Origin of the sequence: Microtetraspora malaysiensis (assembly GCF_001528665.1) — a bacterium.
Lineage (GTDB): Bacteria > Actinomycetota > Actinomycetes > Streptosporangiales > Streptosporangiaceae > Microtetraspora_A > Microtetraspora_A malaysiensis.
In genome coordinates, this window is sequence record NZ_BBYJ01000022.1 from 141,550 (window position 1) to 154,967 (window position 13,418).

Genomic DNA, 13,418 nt, shown 5'->3' on the forward strand with positions numbered 1-13,418 from the left:
CGCCCCCGCGCGGGGGCCTACCCCCAGTGGTCGCCCCAGCCCCACACGTTCGGCGCGATCTGCGGCTCGTCCTCGTCGATGCCGAACCGGCCCTTGAAAAAGATCATCGGACGCTGCTCGGCGATCGTCTCCACCTGGAGCACCCGGCCGATCACCACGTCGTGGTCCCCGGCCACATGCACGTCCTCGACCTCGGCGTGCACGCGGAGGAGCACGTCGCGCAGCGCCGGCGAGCCCCACCGCGAGAGGTCCCAGTCCAGGTCCTCGAACTTCTGGCCCTTGCTCGAACCGAACCGGCGGCAGACGTCGACCTGGTCCTCGCCCAGGACGTTGACGCAGAACCGCCCGGACTTGCGGATCCGGGGCCACGCGCGGCCGTTGTGGTCGGCGCAGAACAGCACGAGCGGCGGCTCCAACGACACCGAGGAGAACGCCTGGCAGGCGAAGCCCACCGGCTCGCCCTCGTCGATCCCGGTCACCACGGTGACACCGCTGGCGAACGCTCCCATCGCGCGGCGCAGCTCCAGCGGCGTGGGCGGAGCGACATCGGCGGGCTCGGTCGAGAGCGGCTCGGTCGTCATGGCTTCCCCTCATTCGGTCAAGGCCATTGTGATGGCTCTGGAAACGAACGTAAGACGCGGTACCCCCCGGGCAGAAGTCCGTCTCAATCAGTGGAAGGCCGGTCCGGCCGCCGAACACCCCGCGGAGGCGCGCCGTACGGACCGCCCCGGTCTCGCTCATCGGGATCGGCCCGCGCGTGGGAAACGACCGCTGGCTTACCGTCCCAGCAAGCTGACATTCCTATGACCGGAGCGGACGATGACCACGGAACTGACCTACGAGTCGACGATGCGTGAGCTCGCGACGGACAAGGGAGTCCTGCGATATCACGAGGCCGGCGACGGCCCGCCGCTGCTGCTCCTGCACGGCTCCGGCCCCGGGGTCACCGGCTGGCGCAACTACCGCGGCAACCTCGCCGTCTTCGCCGAGCACTTCCGCTGCCTGGTCCTGGAGTTCCCCGGCTTCGGCGTGAGCGACCCGGCCGACGAGCACCCGATGCTCGCGGCGAACGCGGCGGTGATCCGCTTCCTCGACGGCCTCGGCCTCCACCAGGTCGACGTGATCGGCAACTCGATGGGCGGCATCGTCGGCACCCAGGTCGCGATCGCCCACCCCGACCGCGTCCGCCGCCTCGTCACGATCGGCGGCATCGGCCGGAACCTCTACAGTCCCGGTCCGGGCGAGGGCATCAAACTGCTGATGGAGTTCACCGAGGAGCCCACCCGCGAGCGGCTCGTCCAGTGGCTGCACTCCATGGTGTACGACCCGTCCCTGGTCACCGAGGAGCTGATCGAGGAGCGGTGGACCCAGGCCACCGACCCCGGCACGCTCGCCGCCGCCCGCCGCATGTACGGCAGGGCCGCGTTCGCCGCGACCCAGGCCGCCGCCGCGGCTTCCGGCGCCCCGCCGTACTGGGCGATGCTGCACAAGCTCAAGGCCAGGACGCTGATCACCTGGGGCCGTGACGACCGGGTCAGCCCGGTGGACATGTCGATCGTGCCGATGCGCACCATCCCCGACGTCGAAGTGCACATCTTCCCCAACTGCGGGCACTGGGTCATGATCGAGCAGAAGGCCGCCTGGGAGAGCGCCGTGCTCGCCTTCCTCACCCGCAAGGACAACGCATGAGCGCGGAGTGGGACGACGAGTACGACCTGATCGTCGTCGGCAGCGGCGGCGGCGGCATGACGGCCGCGCTGACCGCGGTCGAGTGCGGGCTTTCCGTCCTGGTCGTCGAGAAGGGCCGGATGTTCGGCGGCAGCACCGGCATCTCCGGCGGCGGCGTCTGGATCCCCAACAACCCGACCCTGCGGGCGAAGGGCCACGCCGACAGCCGCGAGTCGATCCGGCGCTACCTCGATCTGCTCACCGCGGGCCGGGTGCCCGCCGCGCGGCTCGACGCGTACGTGGACCACGGCCCGGCGGCGATGAAGCTGCTCGGCCGGAGCAGGTGGATGCGCTTCTTCTGGACGAAGGGGTACGCCGACTACCACCCCGAGCTGGAGGGCGGCCGCCCGCTCGGCCGCTCGGTCGAGCCGAAGCCGTTCGACACCCGCGAGCTCGGCGACGACGAGAAGTACCAGCGGCCCAACAGCATGAAGGGCCCGCTCGGCCTCTGGATCACCAGCAAGGACTACCACGACCTGGCCATGGTCAAGCGCAGCTGGCGCGGACGGTGGGCCTCGGTCGTGGCCGCCTGGCGGGTGTCCTCCAACATGGTCCGCCGCCGCCACATGGCGACCGGCGGGCGCGCGCTCGTCGCCCGGCTGCGGATGGCGCTCAAGGACGCCGGCGTCCCGCTGTGGCTGCGCACCGCCATGACCGAGCTGGTCGTCGACGAGCGCGGCGCGGTCACCGGGATCATCGCCGAACGCCGGGACGCGAGCGGCGGCGCCCGCACCGTGCGGCTGCGCGGCAGGAAGGGCGTGCTGCTGGCCACCGGCGGGTTCGAGCACAACCCCGAGCTGCGCGCCAAGTACCTGCCGGAGGGCGGCCGCGACGATCACAGCATGGGCGCGCGGGAGAACACCGGCGACGGCATCCTGGCCGGCGAGCGGCTCGGCGCCGCCCTCGACCTCATGGACGACGCCTGGTGGATGCCCGCCGTACGGCACCCGGCCGGGGCGACGATCCCCCTCGTCTCCGAACGCTGCATCCCGCCGTCGATCATCGTGTCGTCGGAGGGGAAGCGGTTCACCAACGAGTCGTCGCCGTACGTGAACTTCGTCCACGACCAGCTCGCGGGCGGCCACGTCCCGGTGTGGTTCGTGATGGACGCCAAGGCGCGCGCCCGCTATCCCTTCGCGCAGATCCTGCCCGGCGTGCCGATCCCGAAGGGGTTCTACGACGCGGGCATCGCGTTCCACGCCGACACGCTCGAGGAGCTGGCCGGGAAGATCGGCGTCCCGCCGGGCGCCCTGTCCGAGACCGTCGAGCGCTTCAACGGCTTCGCCAGGAGCGGTGAGGACGCGGACTTCGGCCGTGGCGACAGCGCGTACGACCGCTACTACGGCGACCCCACCCTCAAGAACCCGAACATCGACGTGATCGACCGGGCGCCGTTCTACGCGTTCCGTGTCGAGGCCGGCGACCTCGGCACGAAGGGCGGCCTCGTCTGCGACGAGCACAGCCGGGTGCTGCGCGAGGACGGCACGGTGATCGACGGCCTGTACGCCACCGGCAACACGTCGGCGTCGGTGATGGGCAACGAGTACGCCGGGCCCGGCGCGACCATCGGCCCGTCCATCGTCTTCGGCTACATCGCCGCCCGGCACGCCGCCGGAGTCACCGGGGCCCGCGCATGACCCAGCCGGGCCCCCTGCGGGTGCGTGTCGTCGAGGTCATCCGGGAGACCGCCGACGCGCACTCGCTCGTGCTCGAACCCGACGAGGACGGCAGGGGCCGGTTCGCCTACCGCCCCGGCCAGTTCCTCACCGTCCGGGTGCCGGCCGATGGGGAGAGCACGGGGGAGGGCACGGGGGAGGGCACGGGGGAGGGCGCTGTCGCGCGCTGCTACTCCCTGTGCAGCTCCCCGGTGCGCGGCGAGAAGCTCAAGGTGACCGTCAAGCGGGTCCGGGACGGCTACGCGTCGAACTGGATCTGCGACAACGTCGCCGAGGGCGACACGCTCGACGTGCTGCGGCCGTCGGGCACGTTCACCCCCGACTCGCTCGACCAGGACTTCCTCCTCTTCGCGGGAGGCAGCGGCGTCACGCCGGTCATGTCGATCCTCAAGTCCTGCCTGTACGGCGGGACCGGCGCGGTCACCCTGATCTACGCCAACCGGGACGAGCACTCGGTGATCTTCCGGGACGAGCTGATCACGCTTTGCGCCGAGTACGGCGACCGGCTCACCGTCGTCCACTGGCTGGAGTCCGTGCAGGGCCTCCCGACGGCCCCCGGGATCGCCGCGCTGGCCCGGCCGTACACCGATCGGCAGGCGTTCGTCTGCGGTCCCGAGGCGTTCATGGACCTCGCCGTCGCGGTGCTGGCCCGGCTCGGCGTGCCGGAGCGCCGGGTGCACGTGGAGCGTTTCACCTCGCTCGCCGGGGACCCGTTCGCCGACCCCGGCGTCGTCATCGACGACGAGGGCCCGGTCAGCGAGGTCGAGGTCGAGCTCGACGGAGAGACGCGCACCGTCACCTGGCCCAGGGGGAACAAGCTGCTCGACGTGCTGCTCGACGCCGGCCTGGACGCGCCCTTCTCCTGCCGCGAGGGCTCGTGCAGCGCGTGCGCCTGCGTCCTCCTGGAGGGCGAGGTCACGCTGGAGCACAACACGGTCCTCGACCGGCAGGACCTCGCCGACGGCCTGATCCTGGCCTGCCAGGCGATCCCGGTCAGCGAGCGGCTCCGGGTCACCTTCGACGCGTGACCTCCCGGCCGCGCGCCGCGCGACTCCCACTCAGCGGGAGAGGCGGCGCGACCGGCGAACCACGACTGGAACCTTTGACCACAGGAGCCCGCCCGGACGGGCCCGGCCCGACGATCCCCGACGATCCAGGAGGAAGCGGATGCTGGAGGCGGCACAACGCGTGGCCGCGGCCGAGCGACTGTGGGCCGCTGAGCGGGACCGGAGACCGATCGCCCCGCTCACCGAGTCGTTCCCGGGCATCGACGTCGTCGACGCGTACGAGATCCAGCTCGTCAACATCCGCAGGCGCCTCGCCGATGGGGCCCGCGTGTACGGGCACAAGGTGGGGCTGTCCTCCCTGGTCATGCAGCGCATGATGGGCGTCGACGAGCCCGACTACGGGCACCTGCTCGACACGATGGTGTTGTCGGAGGACGCGCCCATCCAGGCCGCCGCGTACTGCTACCCGCGGATCGAGGTCGAGATCGGCTACGTGCTCGGCGCCGGCCTGCCCGGCGAAGGATGCACCGAGGAGGACGTGCTCGCCGCCACCGAGTACATCGCGGCGAGCATCGAGCTCATCGACAGCCGGATCGCCGACTGGAAGATCGGCCTCGCCGACACCATCGCCGACAACGCGTCCTCGGCGGGCGTGCTCCTCGGCGCGGCCCGGGTCAGCCCCAAGGACCTGGCCCCGTCCGGCATCGAGGCCGTGCTGTACGCGATGGACGGCTCCCCGGCCGGGACCGAGATCGCGCGCGGCAACACGAACGCGGTCCTGGGAAACCCGACCACCGCGGTGGCGTGGCTGGCCAGGAAGGTGGCCTCCTTCGGAGTGAAGCTCGAAGCCGGGCACGTGATCCTCCCCGGATCCTGCACGCGCGCCGTGGACGCCCGCCCCGGCGACACCTTCCGCGCCGAGTTCGCCGGCCTCGGCTCCGTGACCGCTCGATTCGAATGAGGGTGAGACAGTGACCAAGGCGACCGCCGCCATCGTCGGCTCGGGCAACATCGGGACCGACCTGATGTACAAGCTGCTGCGCTCCGACCTGATCGAGCCGCGCTGGATGATCGGGGTGGACCCCGACAGTCCCGGCCTGAAGCGGGCGGAGGCACACGGGCTGATCGCCTCGGCCGAGGGCGCCGACTGGCTGCTCGCCCAGGACGAGCGCCCCGACATCGTCTTCGAGGCCACCTCCGCGTACATCCACAAGGTCAACGCGCCGAAGTACCAGGCCCTCGGCATCCAGGCCGTGGACCTGACCCCGGCCGCGCTCGGCCCCGCCGTCGTGCCCGCGGTCAACCTCGGCGCCCACCTGGACGCGCCCAACGTCAGCCTGATCACCTGCGGCGGCCAGGCCACGATCCCCGTCGTGCACGCGGTCTCCCGGGTCGCCGAGGTCGCCTACGCCGAGATCGTGGCCAGCGTGGCCTCCCCGTCGGCCGGCCCCGGCACCCGGGCGAACATCGACGAGTTCACCAAGACCACCAGCCGCGGCATCGAGACGATCGGCGGCGCGCGGCGGGGCAAGGCGATCATCATCCTCAACCCGGCCGAGCCGCCGATGCTCATGCAGGACACCGTCTTCTGCTCGATCCCCGAGGACGCGGACCGCGACGCCGTCGCCGCGTCCGTCCACGACGTCGTCGCCTCGGTCGCCTCGTACGTGCCCGGCTACCGGCTGCGCGCCGCGCCGCAGTTCGACGACCCGACGCCGGTGAGCGGCGGGCTGGCCCGGGTGGCGGTCTTCCTGGAGGTGGAGGGCGCCGGGGACTTCCTCCCGCCGTACTCCGGCAACCTCGACATCATGACCGCCGCCGCCACCAAGGTCGGCGAGGGCTTCGCGCAGCGCGTCGTCTCCGAGCGCGCCTGACTTCACGAGGAGATCGATCCATGCCCTACAGCGCCGACCTCGACATCCGGGTCACCGACTCGTCGTTGCGCGACGGCTCGCACGCCAAGCAGCACCAGTTCACCGTCGAGCACGTCCGCTCCATCGTCGCGGCCCTGGACGACGCCGGGGTGCCGGTCATCGAGGTCACGCACGGCGACGGCCTCGGCGGCTCGTCCTTCAACTACGGCTTCAGCCACACGCCCGAGCAGGAGCTGATCAAGGCGGCGGTCAAGACGGCGAAGCGCGCCAAGATCGCCTTCCTGATGCTGCCCGGCCTCGGCGTCCAGGACGACATCCGCGAGGCGGCCGGCAACGGCGCCGCCGTCTGCCGGATCGCCACCCACTGCACCGAGGCGGACATCTCGGTCCAGCACTTCGGGCTGGCCAGGGACCTCGGCCTGGAGACCGTCGGCTTCCTGATGATGGCGCACAGCCAGCCACCGGAGGTCCTCGCCAAACAGGCGCGCATCATGGCCGACGCCGGCTGCCAGTGCGTGTATGTCGTCGACTCCGCCGGCGCGCTCATCATGGAGCAGACCGGCGACCGGATCGCCGCCCTGGTCGCCGAGCTGGGGCCGGACGCCCAGGTCGGCTTCCACGGTCACGAGAACCTCGGCCTCGGCGTCGCCAACTCGGTGCTCGCCGTACGCGCCGGGGCGCTCCAGATCGACGGCTCGACCCGCAGGTTCGGGGCCGGGGCCGGCAACACCCCCGTCGAGGCGTTCGCCGCGGTCGCCGGGAAGCTCGGCATCCGCACCGGCATCGACATCCTCAAGATCATCGACGCGGCCGAGGACGTCGTACGCCCGATCATGGACGGCGAGTGCCTGCTCGACCGGCTCTCACTGACCATGGGCTACGCCGGGGTCTACTCCAGCTTCCTCAAACACGCCGACCGCCAGGCCAGGAAGTACGGCGTCTCGGGCGCCGAGATCCTCATCGAGGCCGGGCGCCGCAAGCTCGTCGGCGGACAGGAAGACCAGCTCATCGAAATCGCAGTCGCACTCGCGGGGAAGCGGGAGAAAGCATGACCAACCAGGTACTCGAGGCGATCAACCAGCGTGCCGAGGAACTACGCGCCCTCGGCACCTCGAACGAGGCCCTCGGCAGACTCGACGACCAGGCGGCCAAGGTGCTGCGCGAGTCGAACGTCATCCGGATGCTCCAGCCGAAGACTCACGGCGGCCTCGAGTTCCACCCCCGGGACTTCGCCGAGACCGTGATGAAGATCGCCAGTCTCGACGGCTCGACCGGCTGGGTCGCCGGCGTGGTGGGCGTCCACCCCTGGGAGATGGCGTTCGCCGACCCCCGGGTGCAGCAGGAGGTCTGGGGCGAGAACCAGGACACCTGGATCGCCTCTCCGTACGCGCCGATGGGCGTCGCCCGGCCCGTGGACGGCGGGTACGTCTTCAACGGCCGCTGGCAGTTCTCGTCCGGCACCGACCACTGCGACTGGATCTTCCTCGGCGGCTTCCTCGGCGACGAGGAGGGCAAGCCCGCCCAGCCGCCCGTCTCCATGCACCTGATCCTGCCCCGGTCCGACTACCAGATCGTCGACGACTCCTGGGACGTCGTCGGCCTGCGCGGCACCGGCAGCAAGGACATCATCGTCAAGGACGCCTTCGTCCCCGAGTACCGCACCCTGCAGTACACGAAGGTCGTGGACGGCTCCGCGGCCAAGGAGGCCGGGCTGACCAACCCCATCTACCACCTGCCGTTCTCCGCCGCGTTCCCCCTCGGCATCACCGCCTCGGTGATCGGCATCGCCGAGGGCGCCCTCGCGCACCACATGGCGTACCAGCGGGGCCGCGTGCAGGTCACCGGCACCAGGATCAAGGACGATCCGTACGTGCTGTACGCGATCAGCGAGGCGGCGGCCGAGATCGCGGCGGCCCGCTCGGCGCTGCTCGACAACGCCTCCCGGATGTACGACATCGTCGCCTCCGGCCGCGAGGTCACCTTCGACGAGCGCGCGGTCGGCCGGCGGACCCAGGTCGCGGCGGCCTGGCGCGCGGTGCGCGCGGTCGACGAGATCGTCGCCCGCTCGGGCGGCAACGCCATGCGCATGGACAACCCCATCCAGCGCTTCTGGCGGGACGCGCACATGGGACTGGCGCACGCCATCCACGTGCCCGGCGCGGTCTTCCACGTCTCCGCGCTCACCCAGCTCGACATCGACCCGCCGAACGGCCCGATGCGCTCCATGATCTGACCCCTCCGCAACGCTCGGCGGGAAAAGGCCGACGGCTCCCATGACCGCCGGCTCGAACCTTGGACCTGCCAGCAGCCATAACGGCAGCTCAGAGCCCCTCCGGGGGCTCTTTTGCTTTCCGAGGCCCATGCAGCCATGTGTCGCTGGCGGCCGTATTTCTAGGCATGCGATGACCTAATGACTGTCCAGTGGCCACCGCGCGACGGTGCGAGCCGTGGCGGGTGGCGTTCGACGGGGACCGAGTGAACGCCTATTGCGATACCGGGCCTGGAGCCCTCTGCTTAGGCAGTGCGCCTCGGTCCCTCTCGATCACCGCCCGCCGTTGCTACGTGTCGCTGAAGGCCTTCACGACCCTGGGCCCCTACGCTCATCCAGCTGAGTACGAATACTCATGCGCCGTTCTGGCGGCCTTTATACGCTTCGACCATGTTTCTGAAGCTGGCCGTCACCGGGCGGTGGCTCGGGTGGGCAGCCGCCGTCGCGGCGGTCGCGGCCGCCGCTGGCCTCTGGATCTGGCGGACGGCCTCTTGGGACGAAGGCAACGACCGCTGGAAACTGGTGGCAGCCCAGCCGTCGGTCACCTATGGACAGGTCATCGCCACCGGCGAGCACGACGCCTGGGCCGTCGGCTGGGACATTCTCGGCATTGGCGCCTGGCTGCCGATGGCCGACGGCCCGCACCGCCCCACGGTCTTCCACTGGGACGGCGACCGCTGGACGAAAAGCGACTTCCCGGTGAAACGCGGCGACATAAGCTCGGTCGCCGCGTCCGCCCCTTCCAACGTGTGGGCCCTAGCCAACGACGAGAGCGGCACCTTCGTCCTGCGCTGGGACGGACACCGCTGGGCGATCGTCCAGAAGCTGCGCGGTACGGCCGGGAGCCTTGCCGTCACCGCTGACAACGACGTGTGGGTCTTGGGCGACTACAAGGCCTGGCACTACAACGGCGCCACCTGGTCGGATCAGAGCGTCTCCTTTTCCGCCTACCGAGTCAGCGCCCGCTCCGCCTCCGACATCTGGGCCCTCGACGTCGCCTCCTCCTCGGTGCGCCACTTCGACGGCAAGGCCTGGACCCGGGTCGACGTGACTGCGGCGCTGCCCAAGACTCCGCCCCCGTCCGACGGTTTCCCGCTCGACCCGATCGGTCCTTGGCTGACCGCCATCACCGCCGATCCAACCGGCATCTGGATCACGGGGGAGATCGGGGCGTCGTCGTTCCTGCTCTCCCAGACCGGTTCCGGCTGGCGCAGCGAGGACACCTCCGCGAAGGCCGGACGCATGAGCCGTGACCGCCCACCCGTCCCCGACGGCAAGGGCGGCCACTGGTTTCTCGGCTCCACCGACTTCAACGGCGACGACTCCGCCCTCGCCCACCGCGACCCATCCGGCCATTGGACAAGGGTTCCGTCCGGCGGAGAACTGACCTCGCTTTCGGCCGTCCCCGGCGGCCCACTCCTGGCCACCGGAGTGATCGGCAAAGCCTCAGGCGTCTTCCGCAACCTTCCGAAGAGGACCCTGCAGAAGCAACCAGGCGGACATGACTTGACAGGTTAGGCAGATCGGATGTCTTGGCGACGTTTTCCCAGGTCGCAGAGCACTTTCGGCCGGTCTCACGCGTCGGGGACAGCCGGCGAAATGCCAAAGGGCTCCGGATGGCTTCCGGGACGACCCCGTCTGTTCGGCTTGCATGTCACGCCGCCATCCACCGGCTCACCTGGAACTCAATGGCGACGGGCTGGCGACCACGCCATGATGTCCCGATGCGCAAGGCGACCGCTTACCATGACGCACTCGGCGATCACTTCGCCGAACATGCGGAGACGAGCCCTTACAACGCCTACACCGACAGACCGGCAATGCTTCAACTCGCGGGCGATGTCTCCGGGGCCAGAATCCTGGATGTCGGCTGCGGAGCAGGCCACTACGCGGCCGAGCTCTTGGCCCGCGGTGCTCAGGTAGTCGGAATCGAAGGCAGCGCCACCCTGCTGCGCCACGCGCGAGCGCGCGTGAACGGCCACGCAGAACTACTTCTCCATGATCGGGAAGAGCCACTCGGCTTCACCGCTGACGCATCCTTCGACGGGGTGGTCTGCGCCCTCGTGTACGAGCACGTCAGGAACCGTGTGCAACTGCTGGATGAACTACGCCGCGTCCTGCGGCCAGGTGGATGGCTCTTGGTGTCGACCACCCATCCCACAGCCGATTGGCGCCACTTCGGAGGTTCGTACTTCAGCCACGACTGGAGAGACCTGCCTCTCGGAGACAGCAAGCTCTCGATCCATTACCAGCGCCTGCCCCTGGAGACCTTCCTGGGCGAGCTATTGGCCGCAGGGTTCGTGCTGGAGCAGCTGATCGAGCCGCGCCCCACGGCCGGCCTTCGGGAGATCGACGAAGCCGCCTACAACAAGCTTCACCAAGCGCCATCTTTCCTCGCGGTAAAGCTAAAACGCTCTTGATCGCAATCTACGAACTCCATCCCACGTCATAGAAAGAATCGCCTCTGGCGTGGCGCTCCGGCTCCGGGGCGCCACACTGACCGAACGCCAGCGGCCAAGGTCGCCCTGCTGCTGAACAGATGCAGCCCTTACGTGTGTTGACGTCACGAAACTGATGCCAGGGCCCGTTTTTGAGCGTCGTTGACAACCGCCCAAAAGGCACCGAGCCGTGGCCACGAGGTACGACAAACTCGCGGTCCGGTACGAGGCGACCGTTCGCATCGCGACCATCAATGAGTGGCTGTGGACCGGCGGTCATATGAAACCGGCCAGGATGGCGCGTGAGCTTCAGGAACTCGTCGCGGCTCGGTCGGAATCGCTGCGAAGAACACAGAATTCGTTGCCTTCAGGGTCGGCAAGGACTGCCCAGCCAGAGCCATCAGGATTCCGGTGATCTGTGACAAAGGTGGCACCGAGGCCCAGCAGCCGTTCCACCTCCTGCTCACGCGAGGTCTCAGGTCGCAAGCACAGATGGATCCGGTTCTTGATCTTCTTGGGCTCGGGCACCTGGTTGAAGTACAGCACCGGGCCCTCCGCCAGCAGTACCTGAGTTTCGAGGTTGCCCGGTTTGTCCTCGGGATGCAGCGGATGGCCGGTCACCCTGCTCCAGAACTGGGCCAGCTCGTAGGCATCCGCACAGTCAATCGCCACGTTCTGCAATACCGAAACCATGCGTGCAAGCTTTCCTGACTTCCACTCCAGACGCCACCGAGTTGCGCTCGGCCTTCGCGCACGCGGCTCAGGCGCATGGCGGCACTTTCGATACACGCCCTGGCTACAGGCAAGAGCACCGCACGCGAGCAAGATCTTCAGTGGCCTTCTAGAAGGCGCCCACTCCGGTACCTGTCACCCTTCGCGGGCTCTTCGGTGGGGCACCCGAGCCGAGCGAGTCCCGCGTCCGAGCCGCACGTCGACGCCCTCCGCCCCTTCCGGCCCGCGGCCATTGCCTTCACCCCTCCGCGCGGCGGCCATTGCTTCCGCCGTCACCGCCGTCCTCGGCCTCGTCCGGCGAGGCCCGTGTGCGCCTCGACGAATGCTGTCGCTCCGCCTCTCGCGAATACCAGCCAAACGGAATGTCGTACACAGTTCTCACAAACAGTGCAAGCGTGACTACTTAGAGTTGCCTATCGAACGTGTGAACGATATCCTCGCAGAGGGTCGGCCGCCAGATCGGGAGGGGAGGTGTGAAGAGATGATGCTTTCGGGTGGTGTGCTGTTGTCGCGCCGACCGGAGGGCGCTGCTCCGTCCCGGCCGTCCGACGCGCCTTCCGCATCCCCGCAGCGGCGCGGGTCCAGGCGGCACACGCCGTTCATCGGATCGGATCGCTTCTCCGGTGACTCCTACGGTGCGGTGCTTCTCGACTGCGCTCGCAGTGCAGGGCTCTTCGATCACGCTCGCGGATTCGGTGGCGGCGGGGGAGCCCCTGATCCCGTCCCGCACGACTTGGCGCGCCCCGAGGGGCGAGTTGCGCGGAGCGGTGAGCCGGAAACGACACGGTCATGGGCTCGGCGGCTGCTCGGCCTTCCGGACGCGTCAGTAGACCAGAAGCCTGATGGCGGGGAGGGGTCGCAGTGCCTCGCCGGTGGCGGTGCTCTTTCCGGTCGGGACGAGCTACCGCGGCCTGGATGCAACCGTGGTGACCTGTCGGCCTGGGATGGGATCTGGCAAGGCCGCCGCTCCACCCTCGATGAGTCGCCCGCGAGCCGTCCCGTGTGTGCCGGTCGGGGTGATCGGCAGCCGAACGGCAGGGACCAGCAGGACGCGGACAGGCAGGGCTGGGGCCGCTGGGATGAGGCTCAGCGAGGAAGTGACGGTCGGCGCGATGGTTGGGCTGCTGCCGCCGACGGCCGGGCCGCTGATGCTGATCGCCAAGGTGCTGGCGGTGACCGCCGGGGCGCTGATCGGAATGGCCAGGACGCCGTCGGCCGGGGCGCTACCACCGGCCGCCGAGGCGCTGGTGCAGGCAGCGCTGGCAGTGACAGCCAGAACGCCACAGGCCCGGATGCTGCTGGTGGTGATAGCCGGGTAGCGGACTGGCCCGATCTGAACCTGGCTGGACGCGATGTCATCAGGTTGCTGGCTCGTGCCGAGCGGTTGGCCGCGGTTGCGGGGAAGGTGCCGGGCGAGACCAAGACCGGGGCTGGAGCCGAGACCGAGACCGGCGCTGGGATCGAGGTTGAGGTGGCGATGGCGGAGATCGTCGCCCTGGCGCGGGCGATCGATCTGGCCGAAGCCGCGATCGCCGCTCGCCTCCCGATAGCCGAAGCGGGTAAAGGCCACCATCTGTTCGGGCGGCGGTCGATCGGAGCGTGGCTGGCGGCAGCTACCGGGTCACGCACCGCCCGTGCCGGAGAACGCGTCACACTCTCCCGGCAACTCCCGCGCCTGCCGCACACCGCCGGTC

Annotated in this window: 13 protein-coding genes; 11 read left to right on the forward strand and 2 right to left on the reverse strand. The window is 69.6% G+C overall.

Going from position 1 to position 13,418, the window contains the following annotated elements:
* Positions 1-17 precede the first annotated feature (17 nt).
* Complete coding sequence (locus AWQ71_RS27615) at positions 18-581, reverse strand: flavin reductase family protein (protein WP_067138164.1); 564 nt, start codon at positions 579-581, stop codon at positions 18-20.
* A gap of 238 nt (positions 582-819) precedes the next feature.
* On the opposite strand from AWQ71_RS27615, the gene AWQ71_RS27620 reads away from it, so the two are divergent.
* The 9 genes from AWQ71_RS27620 to AWQ71_RS27660 all read left to right on the forward strand — a co-directional run bounded on the left by AWQ71_RS27620 (position 820) and on the right by AWQ71_RS27660 (position 10,974).
* Positions 820-1,689 (forward strand): alpha/beta fold hydrolase, encoded by an 870-nt coding sequence (locus tag AWQ71_RS27620; RefSeq protein WP_067138165.1) that lies wholly within the window; start codon positions 820-822, stop codon positions 1,687-1,689.
* Entirely contained in the window at positions 1,686-3,365 is a 1,680-nt protein-coding gene (locus AWQ71_RS27625) for an FAD-binding protein (RefSeq protein ID WP_067138166.1), read from the forward strand. The genes AWQ71_RS27620 and AWQ71_RS27625 overlap by 4 nt, the downstream gene beginning before the upstream one ends.
* Positions 3,362-4,432, forward strand: coding sequence for a ferredoxin--NADP reductase (locus AWQ71_RS27630; protein WP_067138167.1), 1,071 nt, complete (start codon positions 3,362-3,364; stop codon positions 4,430-4,432). Before AWQ71_RS27625 ends, AWQ71_RS27630 begins: the two co-directional genes overlap by 4 nt.
* A gap of 139 nt (positions 4,433-4,571) precedes the next feature.
* On the forward strand, positions 4,572-5,372 hold the full coding sequence (locus AWQ71_RS27635; RefSeq protein WP_067138168.1) for a 2-keto-4-pentenoate hydratase: 801 nt from the start codon (positions 4,572-4,574) through the stop codon (positions 5,370-5,372).
* A 10-nt stretch (positions 5,373-5,382) separates the two neighbouring features.
* Entirely contained in the window at positions 5,383-6,285 is a 903-nt protein-coding gene (locus tag AWQ71_RS27640; protein WP_067138169.1) for an acetaldehyde dehydrogenase (acetylating), read from the forward strand.
* Positions 6,286-6,305: 20 nt separating this feature from the next.
* Positions 6,306-7,337 (forward strand): 4-hydroxy-2-oxovalerate aldolase, encoded by a 1,032-nt coding sequence (gene dmpG, locus AWQ71_RS27645; protein WP_067138170.1) that lies wholly within the window; start codon positions 6,306-6,308, stop codon positions 7,335-7,337.
* A complete protein-coding gene (locus tag AWQ71_RS27650; RefSeq protein WP_067138172.1) occupies positions 7,334-8,518 on the forward strand; it encodes an acyl-CoA dehydrogenase family protein in 1,185 nt (394 codons plus the stop codon). Before dmpG ends, AWQ71_RS27650 begins: the two co-directional genes overlap by 4 nt.
* Positions 8,519-8,944: 426 nt before the next feature.
* A complete protein-coding gene (locus AWQ71_RS27655; RefSeq protein WP_067138173.1) occupies positions 8,945-10,072 on the forward strand; it encodes a hypothetical protein in 1,128 nt (375 codons plus the stop codon).
* 206 nt (positions 10,073-10,278) lie between these two features.
* Complete coding sequence (locus tag AWQ71_RS27660) at positions 10,279-10,974, forward strand: class I SAM-dependent methyltransferase (protein WP_067138174.1); 696 nt, start codon at positions 10,279-10,281, stop codon at positions 10,972-10,974.
* A 327-nt stretch (positions 10,975-11,301) separates the two neighbouring features.
* Here AWQ71_RS27660 and AWQ71_RS27665 read toward each other — a convergent pair whose 3' ends face one another.
* On the reverse strand, positions 11,302-11,685 hold the full coding sequence (locus AWQ71_RS27665) for a VOC family protein (RefSeq protein WP_067138175.1): 384 nt from the start codon (positions 11,683-11,685) through the stop codon (positions 11,302-11,304).
* 1,118 nt (positions 11,686-12,803) lie between these two features.
* Here AWQ71_RS27665 and AWQ71_RS27670 point away from each other — a divergent pair.
* Both AWQ71_RS27670 and AWQ71_RS27675 read left to right on the forward strand, forming a co-directional pair.
* The gene (locus tag AWQ71_RS27670; protein ID WP_067138176.1) at positions 12,804-13,043 is read left to right on the forward strand and encodes a hypothetical protein; all 240 of its coding nucleotides are present in this window, start codon (positions 12,804-12,806) and stop codon (positions 13,041-13,043) included.
* Between the two features lie 44 nt (positions 13,044-13,087).
* The coding region (locus AWQ71_RS27675) for a hypothetical protein (protein WP_157570611.1) at positions 13,088-13,418 on the forward strand (331 nt) is incomplete at its 3' end.